Below are 20,576 nucleotides of genomic sequence, written 5' to 3'. Positions count from 1 at the left end.
GTGCAGGGCAGACTTGGTTTCCCATCAATAAAAACGAATAAAAGGAGTGCATTATGATTAAAAACGAACGGGAAATCATTTCGGCTATCCAGAAAGATGCTTGGATGATGGAAATCCTCTCAGCGGTAAAAACATTGGAATTGCCGGATTGGTGGATATGTGCGGGTTTTGTGCGCTCTAAAATATGGGACGTCCTTCATGAGTATGGCGAACGGACAGCTTTAGCAGATATTGATGTCATCTATTTTGACAGATCCAATACAGAAGAATCTGTGGAAAAGAAATTCGAGCAGCAATTACACGCGCTCCTTCCAGATTTGCCGTGGTCCGTCAAAAACCAGGCACGCATGCACCGGATCAATGGCTTAGCGCCGTATACTTCCGCTGTTGATGCTATTTCAAAATTCCCAGAAACAGCGACGGCTTTAGGCGTGAAATTAAGTGAAGAAAATCGGCTGGAGTTGGCGGCTCCTTGCGGTATCAATGACGCTCTGGGTTTAAAAGTGAAACCAACTCCACATTTCAAGGCGAACAAAGAGCTGGCAGCCATTTATGAAAGCCGCTTGCGTAAAAAAGAGTGGAAAGCCAAATGGCCAAAAGCGACCATTTATCCGCTAGTTCGTTCAAAGGCTGATGGGAAAGGAAAGCCGGTCATGAAATTTGAAACCGCAAGGCTTGAATTCCGCCAGTACCGGGATGAGGATTTCAATTTCCTTTATTCCCTTTTAGCCGATCCGGAAGTGGTCCGCTTTATCGGAAATGGGCAGACCCGCAACCGGGAAGGGGCTATAGAGTTTTTGTATTGGATTTACCGCTCCTATAAGGAAAACCCTGAACTGGGCCTCCGGGTGCTTATCCGCAAGGAAGATAATATACCAATAGGCCATGCCGGGCTTGTGAAACAAACGATTGAAGGGATAGAGGAACTGGAAATTGGCTATTGGATTGCCAAGGACTATTGGAGGCAAGGCTATGCTGCAGAAGCCGCGAAAGCACTCCGGGATTACGGAATCAGGCAACTGGGCAAGAAGCGCTTTATTTCTTTGATTCAGCCGGAAAACATAGGGTCCATGAAAGTAGCGGAACATATTGGAATGGCGTTGGAAAAGGACATTCAATTGGCTGGCAAGGATGTGTATTTGTATTCATTGGAAGAGCAGGAGAATAAAGAATAGGCAGATTCAGCTTGGAATATCGCGTGAGCTTAAAAGCTGCTGCACATTCGAGAAGTATTGGAGGAGTTAAAGTGGATCAATTTATGGAAAGAGCGGTAGAGCTGTCACTCGCTAATGTGCGCGAAGGCGGCCAGCCATTTGGAGCGGTATTGGTGAAAGACAACCAAATCCTGGCGGAAGGCGTCAATGAATTGCATAAAATCCAAGACGTCAGCGGGCATGCTGAAATGCTGGCAATCCGGCGTGCTCAGCAAGCGCTGAAGGCGGACAGCCTGGCAGGGAGTATTATGTATGCCAGCGGTGAGCCGTGCCCGATGTGTTTGGCAGCGATGTATATGGCCGGGATAGAGGAAGCTTATTATTGTGCTTCAGTCGAAGAAGCAGTGCAGGCCGGCCTTGGAAAATCTCAAATCATCTACGAAGATTTGAGAAAACCAAAAGCGGAGCGACGCTTGTCCATGACCCAGATGCCGCTGGCAGAGGACCAGGAAAATCCGCTGGAGCTATGGGTGAAGGGCAGCAGCGAAAAGATATAAAAAAGGGAACTATGCAGATAACGAGTTCAGGAGGGGTTTCAAGATGGCCAATAATCAGTCCAACTCCGGCAGCAAGTCTTTTGACAAAGCGGTGCCTAATAAAGGCAGGTTCCAACTAATAATTCATGAAAAAGAAAAGCGTGAGGGATGGAATGTAAAAGCGGCCAAACATCCTGTACTTACGGCAGCAGCCATAGCAGGCTTGGGCTCATTGATTTGGAACGCTGCCAGTAAGTTTAAAAGAGAGTAGAATCAGTTTGAAGAAAGCATTGTCCTGTAAGCGGACAGTGCTTTTCTTACTGAAGTTAATTTTTGAAAAGGAAAATAGATCCTTTAAAAAGAAAGGGTTTGCTTTTTTTTTTGCAAAGGGAAAAATATGAACAATACAGGAGCCGCTAAAAATTCTTGAAGCCTTTTACGAGGAAATGCAGACTTATTAAAATGGGAGATGCTGTCATATGCCGAAAGAAAAAACACTGCAAAGTGAAATCGGAGGCGACCTTTCTACATTGCTGCGCACTCATTTCGGCAAAGTGCCAACATCGACGTATGTGACGGTTGCCGGGCCATTTATCGCTATTCATCTCCGCGGTTTTTTAGCGCCGGCAGAAAGAATTCTGGTCGAGCAAAAAGAATGGAAACGGGTGCTGGAAACAAGGGATTTGCTGATGAATGAACTGAAGCAGGAAATCAAACTGAACTTATGGAAAATTGCAGAACTGAATGTCAAAGAAATCTATGCAGACTGGCATCTTGAGCAAAAAACAGGATTGATTGTAGTGGTCCTTGATGATGAACAGGGGCAGGAAAATTGGCTATGGGCGCCGGATGTAAACGAAGAAGAATTTTACAAGCAAATAATTATTGGCAGCTAGGAAGCACAAAAAGAACCGGTCGAGACATATATTTATTGGTTGAATGACCGAACGGTTTTAATCAGACGATTGGGCATTCTACTGCAGCTCGAAAAAGAACTAATAAAAAATGGTTTTGAGGAAGAACGGAAGATAGCCAAACGGCCACTGGAATATAAAATAATAGCAGAAGCTAATTTGCAGCCCCTATTAAAACGAAATATCATTGAGACATTTGTAGACTGGAATTTTGAACTGGACATCGGCTATTTGGTTCTTATTTTGGAACCGTTGGAATAGCAGTTCCATAAAAAATACAAGGAGGAATATCAACGTCGATATTCCTCTTTGTTATTCCTTCTTTAACTTGCATCATTAATCGATGAGAAGAGGAACTTCATGGCAATACGGGCATCTTACATAGAACTTTTCGTTTTCAAGACTTCTGATATAATCGTGTGAGTTGGTATACTCTATAGATTCGAAAGGCACGTTTTCAACTGAGCACCGGCCGAGTGCATATTGCTGTTCATGGACATGTTTTTTATTGTGGTCAACAATATACTTCATTGTAATCACCATCCTTTCTTTTTCAAATGCCAAAAAAGCCGAAAAGAATCGCTAAATTCTTTTCGACGTTGTTTACAACACTAATATCTGCCACATCCAACCAAAAGGTGAATGCCTCTATTTAAATCATGAACAGCTTACCTTGATACTAACCCCAAGTTCCAAATCAGAAACGCTATAGTTCTCTGATTATTCAAATTTTACTCTCTCTTTCTGTAGAAGTAAAGCTAGGAAACTTAGCCTTGCTTTTTGTTAAAAACTGAAGATTGTAACTCCAGCATGACATCTGATATAGTGATGGTGAGGGCAGTATCTTAACCGAACTGCACCGGTAAAACCCCTAATATCAGCAATCGCATAGTTCTGCCTTGATCTGAAATTGACAGGGACGGAGAAACCTACTTTTTAAATTTCTGCCCGTCTGTCCAGTTTGGGACCGACGGGCTTTTTGGCTGGTTTTCCTCCCGGAAGGAGAGAAAAAAATGAAAAACACAGCATCATTTATCAAAATGAAGACACAAGGCGAGAAAATCGCCATGCTCACGGCCTATGATTATCCATCAGCAAAACTTGCGGAAGAATCGGGAGTGGATGTTATTCTGGTTGGCGATTCACTGGGCATGGTCGTTCTTGGCTATGATTCAACCGTGAAAGTGACGGTTGAAGACATGATTCACCACGGAAAAGCAACACGGAGAGGCGCACGGGATACGTTTCTACTGGTCGATATGCCGTTCGGCTCGTACCATGGAAGCCTTGACCGGACACTTGAGCAGGCGATGCGGATTTTCCAGGAAACCGGCGCGGAAGCGTTGAAACTTGAAGGTGCCGATGAAGTGATTGATGTGATCAAACTGCTGACACGCACCGGCATTCCGGTAGTGGGGCATCTCGGCTTGACGCCGCAGACGGCAGGCGTGTTGGGAGGCTATAAAGTGCAAGGAAAAACAGCACATGCGGCCCAAAAACTTATCGAAGATGCGAAAGCATGCGAAGCGGCGGGGGCCTGTATGCTGGTCCTCGAATGCATCCCTTATCAGCTGGCACGCGAAGTAACTGCAGCCTTATCGATTCCGGTAATCGGCATCGGAGCAGGTGCCGAAACAGATGGCCAGGTGCTGGTGTACCATGACACATTGAAATACGGATCGCATCATCTGCCGAAATTTGTCCGTTCCTATGCAGAGACGGGTGAAATTATGAAAAACGGCCTCAGTGCTTACGTTGAAGAAGTAAAATCAGGCGCTTTCCCGGCAGAAGAGCACCGCTTCACGATGAAAGAAGAAGAACTGCAGCAATTGTACGGCGGTAAATGACAAGAGAAAATAAAACCAGTAGGCATCCATAAGATGTCTGCTGGTTTTAGCTTGTTAAAAAAGTTAAAATTCGTTTTTAATTTCCATCACTTAATCGACATTCCACCAATAGCTTAGCGACGAGCTTGCGCAGCGATGCAGGTGCAATGCAGAGACAGTAAGGTTTTCTCCGCTGCTTAGCTTCATATCTGGAGAGCAGGAAACAATTAAAGAGAACTTACTCATACATTATGTTTTTAGAGAATCTCTAAAGATGACAATAGAAGTTGAATGTAGCGGAAGACGGCGACTCCTGCGGGAATAGTGCGAGTCCTGAGACCCCGCAGGGAGCGCCAGCGACTGAGGAGGCTTAGGGCCGCACCCCGCGGAAAGCGTCCGTCTGGAGCGAAATGTAAAAGCTTATGATAGTTTCTTTATATATTAAAACCAGCAGGCATCTAAGAGATATCTGCTGGTTTTTATTATCGGATATATGGTGCCGGGTTGACTGCGTTAGAACGTGCACCGTTCCAAGAACCGATATGCACTTCAAAGTGAAGGTGAGGACCGGTAGAGCGTCCTGTGCTTCCCATTTCGCCGATTTTCTGACCTTGAGAAACCGCTTGTCCAACAGAAGTGCCGAGGCGGTTCATGTGGCCATACACAGTTGAATATGTCCGCCCATTAATCGAGTGGGTCAAGATGACAACATTTCCGTAACCGCCCATATAGCCAGCGTATGAAACATACCCGCTTGCAGAAGCGACAATTGTTGTTCCAGTAGGATTTGCGATATCAAGTCCTAAATGGTTTTCTGCTCCTGCACCGATGTTGCGTCCACCGAAACCGGATGTATAGCGGCCAGCTGCCGGTTTGATGAATGTCGAGCTGCCGACTCTCGCCATCGAAGCTTGTGAAACAGATGAGCTGCGTGCCGCCTGTGCTTTTCTGGCAGCTGCTGCTTCGCGCTGGCGTTTCAATTCCGCTTGTCTTGCCACTTCGGCAAGGCGGGCTTGTTCTTTAGCAATCTGGCTTTCCAAGCCAGCGCTGATGTTCATTTGTTTTTGGTGTTCTTTTTCCAAAGCCGCTTTTTCATTAGCCAAGCGTTCTTGCTCGGCTTTCAATTCTTTTTCAAGCTGTGCCTGTTCTTTTTTCTGGCCATCAAGGGAAGTTTTCAGATTCACAAGCTCGGCTTTCCGGACTTCCTGTTCAGCCAGCTTCGCTTCCACTTGTGCTTTTTGTTCAGCGAGCAATTTTTTATCTTCCGCTTGTTCACGCATGATTTCACGGTCGGCTTCAATTAACGTGTTTACTGCCGAAAAACGGTCGATAAAATCGATAAAGCTGTTCGCGCCAAGCAATACATCTATGTAATCTACAGATCCGCCGCTCAATTGAATCGCGCGTGCACGTTCTTGCAGCAAGACAGTTCTTTCATCAATTTTGCGCTGCAGCTCTGTAATGGAAGCTTGCAATGCTTCTATTTCTGTTTTTGTTTGATCAATCTGAGCTTGGACCTCATCAATTTTTGTTTGGGTTTCTTGAATTTTATTGTCCAATTCAAAAATTTTGCCGGCAATCTCTTCAAGCTTTGACTGGTTTTGTGAAATTTGCCCTGCTTTTTTTTGGATGCCTGAGTTCAATTCGTTTTGTTTCTGTTCAACTTGCTGCTTTTTGCTTTCCAAATCGCTTAGCTTATCTGCATTCGCTTCAGGAATCGAAATCGACAAAGCCATGATGGCTGCAATTACAGCGGTTGTGCATTTGGTTAATAAATTCACTTTTCTTTTCCCCTTCCAACTATGTGACTCTATAATAAATCCGTATGTAGATTGAAAATCTCGATATAGTAACGGGTAAAGCCGCCTAAAAAAAACCGACAATAGTATTGTAACATCATAAAAATCTATTTTTTGTTACAGTTATGTATCATTTTTTAAAAAAGAGCAAGCCTTAAGTAACGCCATTCGCTTTGAAATTCGAATAATCGCCACAAAAAAAGCCTTTCCTTATTTAAAAGGAAAAGCTTTTTTTAGATTATTTTAAAAGGTTTAAGCTTCTTTTTCTTCTGTCCGAACAATTAAAACGTCACATTTTGCGGCGCGAACAATGCGTTCAGAGACACTTCCCATAAAAATACGTTCAGCGGAATTGGTACCTGTCGCTCCGCAAATGATCAGGTCAATATTGAAGCGGCGAACTAAATCCACTGGAATCAGCGTTTTAGGAGAACCCATTTCAATTACAATATGGACCTCCGTTGCTCCAGCTTCGACTGCTTTGTTTTTATATTCTGACAGCAAACTTTCCGCTTGTCTTTTAGATTCTTCAGCGAATTCACGGCCATAAGATTCGATTGTCCCAAATGAGCGGTTATCAATGATACTGGTTAAGTATAAGTCCGCCTGGTTGCGTGCTGCGATTCCTACCGACTTTCTAAAAGCCAGTTCGGCTTCCTTAGAACCATCTACAGCGACTAGTATCTTTTTATATAGCATAGTCATGTTAAATTCCTCCTTCTCTATACTGATATACTTCGACAGTTAAACCTGCGTTCCCTCTTTTTAATAAATTTAAAGGAAAATTTGTCCAAAAAATAAACAGGCATAAAGCTCCCAGGAAATTGTAAAGCTATTAAATACAGATTATGTTACTCTTTATTCAATAGAAAGACGTGAAAATTCAAAGTAGCAGCGAGGTGATCGCATGAAAGGGAAAACGATAAGTTCAAACATATCCGATGAACTAAAAGAATTGCTGTCTATACGCCATATGATTAAAGAATACAAAAAAGGCGCCTATTTATTCCGCGAAGGGGATACCGTCAAAGGCATTTACCTTATTCGTTCAGGAAAAGTGCAAATTGGAAAAATCACACCTGATGGAAGAGAGCTGACTTTACGCATTTGTGGACCCGGCCAATTAGTGGGAGAAGTGACTATCTTTTCGGATCACCCGCTTTATATGCTGGATGCTAAAGCAATTGAAGACGTCGTCTGCATAAAAATTGCTATAGAAGACCTGGAAGATGCATTGCTCGAAAATTCCAGGCTGGCTGTGGCGTTTATGAAATGGATGGGGATTGACCAGCAAAAGACCCAGACAAAATTCCGCGACCTTATGCTGCACGGCAAAAAAGGGGCGCTGTATTCGACATTGATCCGTTTATGCAATAGTTATGGGGTGGAAAAAGACGGCGGTATTCTGATTGATATGGCTTTGACTAATCAGGAGCTGGCCAATTTCTGCGGGATGACACGTGAAGTGGTAAACCGTCTGTTGAGTGATTTGAAAAAACAAGGAAAAGTTTCAATAGTAGAAGGAAAACTGCTGATTCGTGATCTTCGCCATTTAAAAGACGAAATCAATTGCGAAAACTGCCCGATTTCTTTTTGCAGAATTGATTGAGAAATGAAGGAAACAGTCAGTTGGGCATAAACCGCTCCGAGTTGGGCATAAACCCTTCAGAGTTCGGCATAAACTAGCGAAAGTCGGGCATAAACTCTCCGAAGTTGGGCATAAGCAAAAAAATAAGGCGAAAAAAGAAGCTGCACCGGAAGAAAATCCGGTGCAGCTTCTTTTTTTGTCTAAAATTTGACAGCTGCTGTAAAAAATAATGAAGGTGTGATATATATCACAATGCTTTAGTGACTAAAGGATTACTCTGGACACAAGAGAAGGATAATAAGAGGTGAGGGAAAATGAGCAAAAAAATCCAGGAGCCGGAAGCCGATTTGAGAGGAACGCTAATCAGTGTGTTTTTCGTGGGCATCGTTATTATTGCCATGTGGGTTGCGGTTTATTTAATGTATGTAGCAAGATGAGCCGGGCGGTTTATCTATGCAGGAAGAGAAAAGGAGTAGATTAAGATGCATCTTCATAAATATGAAAAAATCTGGCTGGCTTTCGGGGTTGCCGCCTTGGTGGTGTTTTTGAGTGTAGTGGGAGTCAGCGCATTTTCCCATGATCACACACCAGCGGGAGGGATGGAAACCATCGATCCCAAAAAAGTAAATGAAACGGCTCCTTTTGACAAACCGGGAGTAACACAGCTTGATGACGATACGTACCAAGTGGCGGTCATATCCATGGCGTTCGGTTATAATGCACCGGAACTGAAAGTGCCCGCCGGAAAAGAAATCATTTTTAAAGTGACCAGCACGGATGTCGTCCACAGTTTTACCATTGATAACACGAAAGTCAATTTAATGGTGGTTCCCGGACAGATTACCACTAAATCCTACACATTCGAGAAACCTGGAAAGTATTTGATTCTTTGCAACGAATATTGCGGTACGGGCCACCATATGATGTTCAACGAAATAGAGGTGTATTGAGATGATTGCTGCACAAGATCGGAAAATCGCAATATGGAATATCGGTGTCGCGTATATAGCATTTCTAATAGGTACGTTATGCGGCTTGCTTCAGGTTTTTATCCGGAATGATGCCTTGCAGTTGCCTGCCTGGCTCGATTACTATCAAATTTTAACGGCACATGGTGTGCTGCTTGCCCTTATTTATACAGCGTTTTTCATTTTTGGATTTTTTGTTACCGGCATGAGCAAAACCCTAGGAACTTTCGGCCCGAAAGTCTGGTTGTTTTCCTGGATTGGTTTCTGGGTGACATTGATCGGTACAGTGATGGCAACAGTCATGATTGTTATCGGAGAAGCTTCCGTGCTTTATACATTTTATGCGCCATTGAAAGCAAGCGGCTGGTACTATGTCGGACTGGCCCTCTATGTGGTCGGAACGTTGATCAGCAGCTTTGCCTTGATCGGGCATTACCTGGTATGGCGCAAGAAGCATAAAGGTGAAATGAGCCCGTTGTTCGCTTTCATGACCATCGCGACACTCGTTTTATGGATTATTGCTTGTCTCGGAGTTGTGGCAACCGTCCTGTTCCAGTACATTCCTTGGGCGTTCGGCTGGACAGATACCATCAACGTTGAACTGAGCCGCTCACTGTTCTGGTATTTTGGGCATCCGCTTGTGTACTTCTGGCTGCTGCCGGCTTATATGGCCTGGTATTTGATCGTGCCGAAACTTCTCGGCGTGAAAGTATTCAGTGATTCACTGGCGCGTTTGTCATTTGTCTTGTTCATTCTGTTCTCGATTCCGGTCGGTTTCCACCACCAATTGACTGAACCCGGCATTTCGAACTTCTGGAAGTTTCTGCAGGTTGTGCTGACATTCATGGTTATTGTTCCGTCACTCATGACTGCGTTCTCAATGTTTGCGACGTTTGAAACATCTGGACGCAAAAAAGGCGCAAAAGGTCTGTTTGGCTGGTTCAAAATGCTGCCATGGAAAGATGTCCGCTTTACATCGATTTTCATCGCAATGGCGTTCTTCATTCCCGGCGGCGCCGGCGGTATTATTAATGCAAGTTTCCAATTGAACGAAGTCGTCCACAACACACTCTGGATTGTCGGCCACTTCCACATCACAGTCGGCACACCCGTGGCGATGACGTTCATGGGAATGACGTTCTGGCTGATTCCCTATCTGACAGGACGCCAATTCACGAAGTCGATGCAGACACTTGGTTTTGTCCAGATCATCACTTGGACGATCGGCATGCTGCTGATGTCGACTGCCCAGCACATACTCGGGCTTCTGGGTGCACCGCGCCGGACAGCTTATTCAGCTTACAACAACCATCCTTCCGCATTGGAATGGTTTGACGGCATAGTGACAAGCCATGTCACCATGGCAATTGGGGGCAGTATCCTGTTCCTGTCGGCGATGATATTAATATATATTGTCGTCATGACAATGTTCCTTTCACCGAAAGCTGTAAAACCGGAAGACATCGTCGAGTTTCCGTTGGCTGAAAGTGACAGAGAAAGCTCACCGAAGTTTTTGGAAAACTGGAAGATTTGGATCGGCATTGCGTTTGCGCTGATTTTCATCGCTTATGCGATTCCGCTTAGCAGTATGATCCAGCACGCACCGCCTGGCTCTGAAGGATTTAAAACATGGTAGGAGATGAGGGAAATGTTCGTAACATTGCTGTCGTTGATGGTAATCTTTATCGTATTTACTGCAATGCTCGTTGAAACCAGCACGGAAGAATATTAATAGCAAAGCACGACTGTTTGCCTGGAGAAGTTCCGGGCAGGCAGTTTTTTAATTTACGAAAATTAATGATGGAATTTTCAAAATTATAGTATCCTACAATTCATTAGCATGGCTAAAAGAAGCGAGGGAATCCGATGGAAATAAAACTGGTAAAAGCAAAGGAATCGGATGCAAAATCCATTTTCAATCTGCAAGTGGCAGCTTTCCAGCCGCTGCTGGAGAAATATCAGGATTATGACACCAGTCCGGCAAATGAATCTATAGAAAAAGTGGCTTCTCGCATCATCCGTCCCGATAGCGAGTTTTTCAAAATTTTTGTAGATGGCGAGTTCTGCGGAGCAATACGCGTCCATTGGAAAGAAGAAAGCCAATTCTGGATCAGCCCCTTGTTTATTCATCCGGATTTTCAAGGACAGGGAATTGCGCAGGAAGCGATGAAGCTGGCCGAAGATTCATTTCCGCAAGCCGACACATGGGAGCTTGCGACCTTGCTTGAAGAAGAAGGCAATTGTTATTTATATGAAAAGGCGGGGTATGTCCGGACAGGCGTCAGCCGTAAATTGAACAGCAAGGCGACGCTCGTCTATTTTAAAAAGATGCAGAAGGAAGTGGAATGATGGAGTACACGATAAAGCCGCTGGAAGGATTTGCGGATAAAATTGGGGAACTTGCGTTTACATTGGAACATACGCGGGCTGCAACATTGAATGATATTGCAGGACTAAAGCAAAACGAATTGGATTATTTGGATAGAGCGGATGACAACTCCATCGGTGCGCTTCTCGCCCATATCGGTGCCATCGAGAAAGTCCATCAGCTGATTTCGTTTGAAGGCCGGGATTTTACAGGGAAGGAATGGGAACAATGGGGGACGGCGGTGGAACTCGGAGACAAAGCCCGCGCAGCAATTCAAGGCTACCCTTTGGATTATTATCTGAAGGGGTTGGAGCAGATCAGACAATCGACGCTGCGCAGTCTCCGTTCCAAGGACGACAGCTGGCTTTATCAGGAGCGCTGCTGGCCGAACGGCATTCCATACAATAACTATTACCTATGGTTTCATGTGATGGAAGATGAAATCAAACACCGGGGGCAAATCCGGATCATCAAGCGGAGGTTACAGAAAGGATGAGCGGCATAAACAGCAGATTCTGGACTGATCGGTTTTACCTTCGAGAGTTTGAAGAAAGGGACTGGCCAGCTGTACATCGTTATGCCGGGCAGGAACTGGTAAGCCGTTACCAGCCTTGGGGACCAAATACAGAAGAAGAAAGCCGAAACTATGTCCAGCAAATACTTGAAGGAGCGGCTAAAGCTGATAGAACGCAATTTGCTTTTGCGGTGATATGGAGAGAAAGCGGCCAGCTGATCGGGGCAGGGGAGTTGTCTCTTCAGAATGCAGCCAACCGAGTGGGAGAAATCGGTTATATCCTCCATCCGGATTATTGGGGGCAAGGAATTGCAACCGGCGTGGCGGAGCTTTTGATCAGTTTCGGCTTTGATGATTTAAACCTTCACCGCATTTTCGCTACGTGCGATCCGAACAACTCAAGTTCCAAGAAAGTATTGGAAAAAGCGGGCATGGTCTGGGAGGGAACGCTGCGGGAAAACATGCGCATGAAAAATGGCTGGCGGGATTCAATGGTCTACTCTATGCTGGAGCAGGAATGGCGAATCAGGAAACAATGAAGAAAACTGCACTTTTCGAGTTTGCCGAGTTTGCCAATTGGACTTTTACTATTTCTTAAAGGGGCTAACAAACTGCGCCGATTCCGAGGCGGAGAAAAAAGTTCACTCTTAGTGCCGGATGTGATAAGCTTTATGTCATCGCGCTAGAATAGTGCAACAGTACGGGAGTGATAACATGACTAAAAAAGACAAAGCAAAAAGCGGCATCGGAAGAGGGACCGGCAAAAAAGGCTGGACTCGCTGGCAAGCGGGCGCCAACAAAGCGAAAAGCGCTAAGCCATATAACAGCAAAAATAAAAAAGCGAACGAGCCAAAAACCGACAGCCAGCCTAAAGAAGAAGGATCAGGCTGGGTTGATATGGATTGATTAAGAGCTGCCTCTGATGGCAGCTTTTTTTATGGCAAAATTAAAAGCCAAGCACATCATTTTACATCGCCTGCGATTTAATTTAATGTAAATCGTGTACGATACAAATGTGTGGGAGGAATGAAAAATGAAATCACTTTACGAAACAACCATCATCAACACGGGCGGCAGACAAGGCGAGGTCTATTCGGAGGATAATATCTTCTACATGGACGTCGCAAAACCGCAGGCACTTGGAGGAGAAGCTACAACAGCCACTAATCCTGAACAGCTGTTTGCGGCAGGTTATAGCGCTTGCTTTAATAGCGCGCTGGAATTGGTATTGGAACAAGACAAGGTGAAAGTGGAAAAAAGCGAAGTTAAAGCAACGATTTCCCTCATTGGAGACAAAGAAAACGGCGGCGTCAAATTGGCAGCTAAACTCGAAGTGGACATTACAGGCATAGACGATGAATTGAAACACAAATACGTGGAAAAAGCTCATCAATATTGCCCGTATTCCAAAGCGATTAAAGATTCCGTCGATGTGGAGATTGTTGTTATCTAAATAGATGGTGGGTGAGATCAAAATGGACAAGCCTTCAAAGCTTGAACAGCAATTATGTTTTGAAGTCTATAAAGCATCAAGCAATTTCACGAAAATGTATGCCAGGGTGCTCGAACCGTTCAAATTGACGTTCCCCCAATACCTCGTGCTGCTCGTTTTATGGGATGAAGACCAGTTGCTGATGAAAGACATCGGAGACAGGCTCGGCCTTGGAACGGGGACGCTGAATCCGATCATCAACCGGATGATTGAACGGGGGCGGCTGGTGAAGGAACAGTCGCCTGACGATAAACGGGCATCCATTATTTCACTGACGGAGAAAGCGAAAAGCGAGCAGCAGCCGATTGAGCAAGCTATTGTGGAAAAACTCACGAGCTGCAACTTCCTGGATGTCAACGCGATTACTTTGATGAAAAACCTCAAGGAATTAAATACGTTTTTCGGCGAAATGGACTTGTAGGACGGCAGTGCCAAGAAAAGGAGCGATTGCAATGAGCATATTTGATTTAACTGTAACGGATTCAAACGGAAAAACTTATCTAATGAGCGAATACAAAGGAAAAACAATGCTGATTGTCAATACAGCGACCAAATGCGGTCTCAGTAATCAATTCGAAAGTCTCGAGAATCTATATACGACTTATAAAGATCAAGGGCTTGTCGTTCTTGGTTTTCCATCCGATCAATTTGCCCAGGAACTGGCAAACGCGAAAGAAGCGGAACAAGCATGCCGAATGAGCTATGGCGTGACTTTTCCGATGCATGAAATCATCAAAGTCAATGGCAAAGAAGCCCATCCCCTGTTCAAATACTTAACAGAGCACAGCAAAGGGTTTCTGGGCAGCAGCATCAAATGGAACTTCACAAAATTCCTGGTGGACCCAGAAGGGCATGTCGCTGGAAGATATTCGCCAAAAGACAAACCGGAATCATTTGAAAGCGATATTCAAAATATGCTGGCAAAATAAAGAACGGCAAGTTGAAACTCCGGAGCAACGGTTGCTCCGGAGTTTTTTTGTCTCATTATGCTTTGGCAGTGGAAATAAGCTTTTGAGCAAGCCACTTGGAAACAGCTGCTGCAACTTCAGCCGGCTCATCCCATTGCAGCATATGGCCGGCGCCTTCGATTTTTTGCACCGTCAAATCTTTCACAGCGGCCTTTAATTGGGAAATTCCCAGAGTCCTTGCCGCCTTTAACTCCTGAGGCGAATCACCGTACACCAACAGCAACGGCATGCTGATTAAAGGGTACACTTCTGTAAAAGGCTCTTGAAAAAATGCCTTGATAATCGACAATACCGTAAATTTGGAAGCCAGCAACTCGAATTCACCTTTCTCATTTTGATGAAAAATCGTTTTGACGCCGTTTTCCTTAACAGCGTTCCATTTCTTGGTGTAGTGCTTGTACTCCTCACTCACTTCCGCCCAAGTCCGAAAAGAAGAATGGTCCATATAATTGTTCCAGCCGGAAAGCGTGTAATCGAACGTCATTTCAGGCTGGTTCTGTGGAAACGTAAAACCGCCATCAAGCAAAATAATTCCGAGTACTTTCTTCGGGTAATGCCTCGCAAAATGCAAAGCAGCGTCTGCTCCCCAGGAATGCCCCATCACGAAAAACGGTTTATCCGAGAGCTGCTGCAGCACGCGGTCAAACCAAACCGCCAAATTCGAAAAAAAATAAGCTTCTTCCTTTTCAAATGGTCCTGTTTTTCCGTGTCCCGGACTATCCAGTACAATCAGGTAGAACTGTTTTTCCAATAGGGGAATCAGCCCACTGAAACTGTACAGTCCGCTGCCTGCCAATCCGTGGAAACAGACCAAAACCGGATTGCTTTTGTCGCCGTATTGCCAACAGTTCACTTCTTGTTGATCAATCAGTAACTTTAGGTTTTCCATTGCCCAGCCCTCCGTTGATTAAGCTTCTTCTCTCTATTTTATTTCGTGTACTATTCAAGGAATCCTGCTGCAGCCAACAAAAAGGATTTTGGCATTGAAAAGAAGAAAGGATAAAGCACTAAGCTTTTTAGGAGGAAGACAGATGGAAAATGAAAAAACCGCTTTGATTTTAGTCGATGTACAAAAAGCTTTTGACGATCCAGAATGGGGCCAGCGAAACAATCCGGAAGCAGAAGAAAATATGGAGAGAATTTTAAAAAGGTGGCGAGAAAAAGGTGGCTTCACAATCCATATTCAACACCAATCGGAAAATCCCGAGTCCCTCTTCCATCCGGCTAAAGAGAGTTTCGCTATAAAAAAATCGGTGCTGCCGGTTAATGATGAGCCGGTCATTACTAAAAAAGTGAACAGTGCATTTATCGGAACGGATCTGGAACAGCAATTGAAAGCGAACAGAATCACTGCTGTCATCATTGCCGGTTTAACCACGCCGCATTGTGTCTCCACCACGACGAGAATGAGCGGAAATCTGGGGTTTAACACCTACCTTGTTTCGGATGCCACGGCAGCATTCGCCATGACAGACCAAAACGGCGTTCACTATGACGCCGAAACGGTGCATGCCATTTCGCTGGCTACTTTGCACGAGGAATTCGCGACAGTTCTGACAACGGAACAATTAATAGAAAGGTTGGGCTAAATCAAGGTGAAATGAAGTTGGAAAGACGACAAAAGTGAACTTTTCCGTAAATCCTTTATGAACAGCTGCAAAGAAAAATAAGCTGAAGGAGCTTAATAAAATGACAGAACAAGAATTTTACGACAAAGTAGGCAAAACAAATGGGTGGGATTTCAGCAGCATCCAATGCCTTTCGGAAGGCATCGGCTGGGATTTTTATGAAGAGGTGGTGAAAAGGGCTTCAGTTTCAGACATTCTGCTCGATATCGGCACCGGAGGAGGAGAAAAGGTTCTGGACATCGCTTCTTCTTTTTCTTTGGTGATCGGCATCGACAATTCAAAGGAAATGGTTCAGACGGCCCGTGCTAATCTGGTGAAATCTTCTGCACAAAACGTCCGATTTTTCCAACAGCCAGCAGAAGATCTCCAGTTCCCGAATGGCTTTTTTGACATAGCATCAAGCAGGCATTGTTCGTTTGATTCCAGCCAAGTCGCCAAAGTATTGAAAAAAGGAGGCTGGTTCTTGACCCAGCAAGTCAGTGAAGGCGACAAATCAAACTTGAAGCAGGCATTCGGCCGTGGCCAATGTTTTGGAGAACAAGACGGAACCTTAAAAGAGAACTGCATAAAAGAGCTGCAGACAGCCGGTTTTTCCAAGGTTGAGGCCTATGATTACAATTCCGATGAATACTTCCGAACGCCGGAAGACTTAATTTTCCTTTTAACCCATACGCCGATCATCCCCGACTTTGGAGAACAAGAAGGCGACTTGGAATCTTTGAATGCCTTTATTGAAAATAACCGAACCGAAAAAGGAATCCGCACCAATTCCAAGCGGTTTTTGGTGATCGCGAAAAGATAAGTTGAACCAATCGTGGCTTTTACGGACAATAGGTTTCGCTGAAAGAAGCGGGGAAAGGAGTCGTCATATGAAAAAAGTCAACAAAGGGCGCTTTGCCTATTACATAGCAGAGCCCGCAGCGGGAAAAGGAACGGGATTGACTGTCATTTTCTATCACGGCTGGGGCACTTGCGCTAAAAATTATTTGGACTTAGCAGGGAAAATAGCTGAAGAAGGATATGTGGCCATTGTACCGGAGCTTGTATACCATGACACACGACATCCAGTGGAAAATCCTTTTCGGCAAGAAACCGTGCAAGAATACTTTTGGAAAACGATTTTCGAAAGCATTGATGAATTTGAAGAATTCATGCAAGAACTTGGCATTCTCGCATCGAAAACAATTGTTGCCGGCAATTCGATGGGCGGCTTTATCGCAGCCGGTATTATGGCACGGCATAAGCAGCTCGGCGGTTTAGCTAGCATCAACGGTTCCGGCTCTTTCCTGCTGATGGAAAGGGTTTTTCGGAAAAGAGACCGGCGGCCTGGCATAGCACTGGAGGCAGAGCGGTTATGGAAAAAATATGATCCGCTCGAACAGCAGATACCTACTGCGCCCGTCCTGCTTCTTCACGGAAAAGCGGATCAGACCATTCCAGTCGAAGGGCAAATGCATTATTATCAATACCTTACGGAAAAAAATGGATTTCAAAATGTACAGTTTAAATTATATGAAGGCGTGAATCACCAATTCACCGATGCAATGGCCGCGGATTTTTTGGCGTGGCTCGATAATCGGAACCAACATGAGCTGGTTTTGAAAGAACTGGTTTCTCCATGTATTTCCCAAGAAATAAAGGAATTATTGGGCTATGTGACTTCACTGGAAAAAATAGAATCCGAATACGTAAAATATTTGGATGCAGCTAACCGGAAGTTATATGGCTTTGAACTGGAAGGGGAAATTGTCAGCTGTCTGGGGGTAGAATTCCAAGACGGAAACCAGATTGAAATCAAACACATAGCGATTATGCCGGATGCAAGGGAGAAACTCATCGGCAGCTCTATGATCCAAGCGGTCTTCGACAAACATTCACCCTATGTCATGGTTGCGGAAACAGATCAAGATGCAGTGGGATTTTACCGAAAAAATGGTTTTACTATTGCAAGCCTCGGAGAAAAATATCCAGGCATCGAACGGTTTTGGTGTGAAAGAAAAATGGTAGTGGAACAAACGCCGATATCCTGACTTCCATTCGAATTGGTTAATTCCTGGTTTTTCTTACATTGAAAGAATTGCATTTTCAACATGCGACTGGTTTCACAGAGGGTTCGCTGAATTGTCAATTGGACCGGAACAAATGGAGTTCTGAATGCGTCAACTATATGTTGAATCGCTGCTTTGCGTTGCGGCAATTTTTAAGGGTTGATGTGAAAAACACCTTTACTTCAAAAGTAAAGGTGTAGCTTGTTCGGGAATCTTCAATTTTTCCTGCTGTTTTTGGCCGGTCTGCTTTACCGGTGGGCTCGCCGCTAAAGCAGCGAACATGCCCAGCACTGGGAAGAGCATGATTATCCACAAAATCCCGGTATAACCGCCGAACTGGTCGAACGCAATAGCAAGCGGCATCGGCCCCAATGCTGAACCGGTAACAATCATTGCGACTGAAATACCGCTGATGCTGCCGATATGCTTGCGGCCGAAGTAATTGGGCCATACAACTGCCATGACAATTCGCTCGATCCCCATGCTGACTCCCCAGATGATGCCGAAGACAATGGCGGCGGAAAGCGCGGAAGTGTTTTGCAGCAGCAGCAGCGACACAATTTCACCTGCAAATACGACTGCCAGCATATATTGCACTTTGATCTTTTCGAGGAGAATGCCGGTCAGGAAAGTGACCGGAAGACCAATGAGTGCCGTTAAACTTAATACACTTGCGGCTGCTTCAAGTGACAGGGATTTTTCAGAGAAAATCGAAACCAAATGGAACGTCAGGCCGGAATTGACAATCCCGGGAATTACAGCGCAGAGGAGAAGCAGCCAGAATGCTTTTGTTTTTGAAGCTTCTTTTACGGTCCAACTGGTTTCCACAATCGGCGTGCTATTTTTCCCGCCTTTTGCGGAGCTGCCGTTATCCGGCAGCAATCCCATGTCTTCCGGAGAGTTTTGGATGAGGAAGAAAGCAAGAGGAGTAAAGCAGACGACGATGATTACTCCAAGGATCAGCCACGAAGCGCGCCATCCGAAAGCATCGATTAGCCAAACATTTAATAACGGAAAAGCCGCGGAACTGACCAAGCCGCCAATTGCTGCAATGCTGATGGCTCGCCCTCTTTTTTTGACAAACCATTGAGGAATAAGCGAGCTTGAAATAAGGCCCATGGACCCCTGGCCGAGCAACCGGATGAAAAAGAAGCCGATAAACAGCATGACAAGACTGGTGACAAAACTATTGAAAAAACAAGCAACAGCCAGTGCCAGCGAAACAATGACCGCCATTTTTCTAGAGCCGTTTCTGTCAATCAGCCGGCCGATAAAAAACAGCAGAAACCCTGCTGCTAATGTGGCGGAGGAGTATACAGCAGTAACCGTTGAACGGCTCCAGCCGAATTCGCTTATATAGTAATCGATGAAAATCGCATTGGAATAGGTTTGTCCGGGACCTGAAAAAAACTGGGACAGCGCAGCAAGCGCGATGATTACCCAGCCGTAATGAAAAGAGTAGCCTGTCTGTTGTTTCATTGTGCATCTCCATTTTAAACCTCTAAATAAGGCCGTTTTATTGAAAGTGAAAGCCATAAATATATCAAAATCACAATTTATTATCATAACATAATTGAAATATATTAAAAGTATTTGATTTTATTTAAGATAAAGTAAAATGATTCAGAAATTTAATATTTTTAAATAACGTTCATATACTTCTTTAAAATATTTTTATAACATGCACATTTTGAGTTGCTCGATGTAAATGACTTTAAAAAAGTGTATGATTAAACAGATTAACCGTTTAAAATAATTATGAGTGAACACAGCGGCCTAGATTGGAAGCTTTGAGGCTTCCATATTTTTTCGGCAATTTTCCACCGGTTGCCTAGTTTCAGAGTTTATATACAACATTAATCATTTGATTTTAAAGGAGAAAAGAACATGCAGTTATGGGAATTAGTTGTTGCAATGATATTAGGGATTGTTGAAGGGCTGACAGAATTTGCTCCGGTTTCTTCAACGGGTCACATGATCATCGTCGATGACATTTGGCTACAGTCAAAAGAGCTGTACACAGAGCCGGTAGCGAATACATTTAAAGTAGTCATTCAATTAGGTTCGATTTTAGCGGTAGTCATCGTTTTTAAAGACCGATTTAAAGATTTGCTTGGACTGGATAGAAAAGCGACAGCAGGGAAAAAGCAGCGCCTTAGTTTAACAAAAGTGATTGTTGGATTAATCCCGGCCGGCGTACTGGGACTGTTATTTGAAGATTACATAGATGAGTATCTGTTTTCTGTAGAAACGGTTGTGATCGGACTTGTTGTTGGAGCGATTCTCATGTTGATCGCAGATTTTGTCACGAAAAAGAAACCTCATCATACTGAAACGGTTGATAAAATGACATACAAGCAAGCATTAGGTATGGGTCTTTTCCAATGTCTTGGACTATGGCCTGGATTCTCGCGTTCCGGTTCTACAATTTCCGGAGGTGTTTTGCTGAGAATGAGCCACCATTCTGCAGCTGACTTTACGTTCATCATGGCGGTGCCGATCATGCTTGGCGCCAGTGGGTTGTCGCTGATTAAAAACTGGCAATATTTCACCATGGACGCTTTGCCGTTCTTTACGGTCGGCTTTGTCAGTGCCTTCATCGTCGCGCTGGTCGTCGTTAAATTTTTCCTGAAGTTGATCGACAAAATCAAATTGGTGCCTTTTGCGATTTACCGCCTGGTGCTTGCAGCATTGATTTATATATTCTTTCTGTAAGGGCTGACGGACAACAGTCCTCTACGGCTCAAAAAAACCTAATCTTCTCTTTGAGAAG

General features: G+C 44.5%; 25 protein-coding genes and 1 pseudogene. 21 read left to right on the top strand and 5 right to left on the bottom strand.

Annotated features, from left to right (window positions below):
- Positions 1-50 precede the first annotated feature (50 nt).
- From QWY16_RS18520 to QWY16_RS18500, 5 genes and pseudogenes are all read left to right on the top strand, one after another.
- A pseudogene (locus QWY16_RS18520) lies at positions 51-611 on the top strand (nucleotidyltransferase family protein); the annotation flags it as partial.
- Positions 612-653: 42 nt separating this feature from the next.
- Entirely contained in the window at positions 654-1,175 is a 522-nt protein-coding gene (locus QWY16_RS18515; protein ID WP_300993527.1) for a GNAT family N-acetyltransferase, read from the top strand.
- 71 nt (positions 1,176-1,246) lie between these two features.
- The gene (locus QWY16_RS18510) at positions 1,247-1,711 is read left to right on the top strand and encodes a nucleoside deaminase (RefSeq protein ID WP_300990708.1); all 465 of its coding nucleotides are present in this window, start codon (positions 1,247-1,249) and stop codon (positions 1,709-1,711) included.
- 43 nt (positions 1,712-1,754) lie between these two features.
- Positions 1,755-1,961 carry a hypothetical protein gene (locus QWY16_RS18505; RefSeq protein ID WP_300990707.1) on the top strand — a complete coding sequence of 69 codons (207 nt, stop codon included), beginning with the start codon at positions 1,755-1,757 and terminating at the stop codon, positions 1,959-1,961.
- Positions 1,962-2,169: 208 nt separating this feature from the next.
- Positions 2,170-2,586: a Na-translocating system protein MpsC family protein gene (locus QWY16_RS18500; protein WP_300990706.1), complete on the top strand. Its 417-nt coding sequence runs from the start codon at positions 2,170-2,172 to the stop codon at positions 2,584-2,586.
- A gap of 354 nt (positions 2,587-2,940) precedes the next feature.
- Here the strand turns inward: QWY16_RS18500 and QWY16_RS18495 are convergent, their stop codons facing one another.
- Positions 2,941-3,135 carry a hypothetical protein gene (locus QWY16_RS18495; protein ID WP_300990705.1) on the bottom strand — a complete coding sequence of 65 codons (195 nt, stop codon included), beginning with the start codon at positions 3,133-3,135 and terminating at the stop codon, positions 2,941-2,943.
- A gap of 482 nt (positions 3,136-3,617) precedes the next feature.
- On the opposite strand from QWY16_RS18495, the gene panB reads away from it, so the two are divergent.
- Positions 3,618-4,451, top strand: a complete 834-nt coding sequence (gene panB, locus QWY16_RS18490) for a 3-methyl-2-oxobutanoate hydroxymethyltransferase (protein ID WP_300990704.1) — start codon at positions 3,618-3,620, stop codon at positions 4,449-4,451.
- 461 nt (positions 4,452-4,912) lie between these two features.
- Here the strand turns inward: panB and QWY16_RS18485 are convergent, their stop codons facing one another.
- Positions 4,913-6,211: a murein hydrolase activator EnvC family protein gene (locus QWY16_RS18485; RefSeq protein ID WP_436837155.1), complete on the bottom strand. Its 1,299-nt coding sequence runs from the start codon at positions 6,209-6,211 to the stop codon at positions 4,913-4,915.
- Positions 6,212-6,481: 270 nt separating this feature from the next.
- The gene (locus QWY16_RS18480; protein WP_300990703.1) at positions 6,482-6,934 is read right to left on the bottom strand and encodes a universal stress protein; all 453 of its coding nucleotides are present in this window, start codon (positions 6,932-6,934) and stop codon (positions 6,482-6,484) included.
- A gap of 268 nt (positions 6,935-7,202) precedes the next feature.
- Here QWY16_RS18480 and QWY16_RS18475 point away from each other — a divergent pair, with 268 nt between their 5' ends.
- From QWY16_RS18475 to QWY16_RS18425, 11 genes are all read left to right on the top strand, one after another.
- Positions 7,203-7,838 (top strand): Crp/Fnr family transcriptional regulator, encoded by a 636-nt coding sequence (locus tag QWY16_RS18475; RefSeq protein ID WP_436837198.1) that lies wholly within the window; start codon positions 7,203-7,205, stop codon positions 7,836-7,838.
- Positions 7,839-8,131: 293 nt separating this feature from the next.
- Positions 8,132-8,254: a cytochrome C oxidase subunit II gene (locus tag QWY16_RS18470; RefSeq protein ID WP_300990701.1), complete on the top strand. Its 123-nt coding sequence runs from the start codon at positions 8,132-8,134 to the stop codon at positions 8,252-8,254.
- 45 nt (positions 8,255-8,299) lie between these two features.
- Entirely contained in the window at positions 8,300-8,767 is a 468-nt protein-coding gene (locus tag QWY16_RS18465) for a cytochrome c oxidase subunit II (RefSeq protein WP_300990700.1), read from the top strand.
- Position 8,768: 1 nt separating this feature from the next.
- On the top strand, positions 8,769-10,421 hold the full coding sequence (locus QWY16_RS18460) for a b(o/a)3-type cytochrome-c oxidase subunit 1 (protein ID WP_300990699.1): 1,653 nt from the start codon (positions 8,769-8,771) through the stop codon (positions 10,419-10,421).
- Positions 10,422-10,651: 230 nt separating this feature from the next.
- Positions 10,652-11,134 (top strand): GNAT family N-acetyltransferase, encoded by a 483-nt coding sequence (locus QWY16_RS18455; RefSeq protein WP_300990698.1) that lies wholly within the window; start codon positions 10,652-10,654, stop codon positions 11,132-11,134.
- Positions 11,131-11,649: a DinB family protein gene (locus tag QWY16_RS18450; RefSeq protein WP_300990697.1), complete on the top strand. Its 519-nt coding sequence runs from the start codon at positions 11,131-11,133 to the stop codon at positions 11,647-11,649. The genes QWY16_RS18455 and QWY16_RS18450 overlap by 4 nt, the downstream gene beginning before the upstream one ends.
- Positions 11,646-12,206: a GNAT family N-acetyltransferase gene (locus QWY16_RS18445; protein ID WP_300990696.1), complete on the top strand. Its 561-nt coding sequence runs from the start codon at positions 11,646-11,648 to the stop codon at positions 12,204-12,206. Before QWY16_RS18450 ends, QWY16_RS18445 begins: the two co-directional genes overlap by 4 nt.
- 175 nt (positions 12,207-12,381) lie before the next feature.
- Complete coding sequence (locus tag QWY16_RS18440; protein WP_300990695.1) at positions 12,382-12,573, top strand: DUF3934 domain-containing protein; 192 nt, start codon at positions 12,382-12,384, stop codon at positions 12,571-12,573.
- A gap of 127 nt (positions 12,574-12,700) precedes the next feature.
- Complete coding sequence (locus QWY16_RS18435; RefSeq protein WP_300990694.1) at positions 12,701-13,120, top strand: organic hydroperoxide resistance protein; 420 nt, start codon at positions 12,701-12,703, stop codon at positions 13,118-13,120.
- 22 nt (positions 13,121-13,142) lie between these two features.
- Positions 13,143-13,580 carry a MarR family winged helix-turn-helix transcriptional regulator gene (locus QWY16_RS18430; RefSeq protein ID WP_300990693.1) on the top strand — a complete coding sequence of 146 codons (438 nt, stop codon included), beginning with the start codon at positions 13,143-13,145 and terminating at the stop codon, positions 13,578-13,580.
- A gap of 31 nt (positions 13,581-13,611) precedes the next feature.
- On the top strand, positions 13,612-14,088 hold the full coding sequence (locus QWY16_RS18425; RefSeq protein WP_300990692.1) for a glutathione peroxidase: 477 nt from the start codon (positions 13,612-13,614) through the stop codon (positions 14,086-14,088).
- Positions 14,089-14,143: 55 nt separating this feature from the next.
- Here QWY16_RS18425 and QWY16_RS18420 read toward each other — a convergent pair whose 3' ends face one another.
- Positions 14,144-15,016 carry an alpha/beta fold hydrolase gene (locus QWY16_RS18420; protein WP_300990691.1) on the bottom strand — a complete coding sequence of 291 codons (873 nt, stop codon included), beginning with the start codon at positions 15,014-15,016 and terminating at the stop codon, positions 14,144-14,146.
- Positions 15,017-15,158: 142 nt separating this feature from the next.
- Between QWY16_RS18420 and QWY16_RS18415 the strand changes: the two genes are divergently transcribed.
- From QWY16_RS18415 to QWY16_RS18405, 3 genes are all read left to right on the top strand, one after another.
- Complete coding sequence (locus tag QWY16_RS18415; RefSeq protein ID WP_300990690.1) at positions 15,159-15,716, top strand: cysteine hydrolase family protein; 558 nt, start codon at positions 15,159-15,161, stop codon at positions 15,714-15,716.
- 100 nt (positions 15,717-15,816) lie between these two features.
- Positions 15,817-16,557 carry a class I SAM-dependent methyltransferase gene (locus tag QWY16_RS18410; RefSeq protein WP_300990689.1) on the top strand — a complete coding sequence of 247 codons (741 nt, stop codon included), beginning with the start codon at positions 15,817-15,819 and terminating at the stop codon, positions 16,555-16,557.
- 67 nt (positions 16,558-16,624) lie between these two features.
- On the top strand, positions 16,625-17,785 hold the full coding sequence (locus QWY16_RS18405) for a GNAT family N-acetyltransferase (protein WP_300990688.1): 1,161 nt from the start codon (positions 16,625-16,627) through the stop codon (positions 17,783-17,785).
- A gap of 195 nt (positions 17,786-17,980) precedes the next feature.
- On the opposite strand, the gene QWY16_RS18400 is transcribed toward QWY16_RS18405, so the two are convergent.
- Positions 17,981-19,282, bottom strand: coding sequence for an MFS transporter (locus tag QWY16_RS18400; protein WP_300990687.1), 1,302 nt, complete (start codon positions 19,280-19,282; stop codon positions 17,981-17,983).
- A 408-nt stretch (positions 19,283-19,690) separates the two neighbouring features.
- Between QWY16_RS18400 and QWY16_RS18395 the strand changes: the two genes are divergently transcribed.
- Positions 19,691-20,518, top strand: a complete 828-nt coding sequence (locus QWY16_RS18395) for an undecaprenyl-diphosphate phosphatase (RefSeq protein WP_300990686.1) — start codon at positions 19,691-19,693, stop codon at positions 20,516-20,518.
- Positions 20,519-20,576 lie beyond the last annotated feature (58 nt).

Source organism: Planococcus shenhongbingii, assembly GCF_030413635.1.
Taxonomy (GTDB): Bacteria; Bacillota; Bacilli; order Bacillales_A; family Planococcaceae; genus Planococcus; species Planococcus shenhongbingii.
Note: the sequence above shows the minus strand (reverse complement) of the source record. Positions and strands in the feature narration are given on the sequence as shown.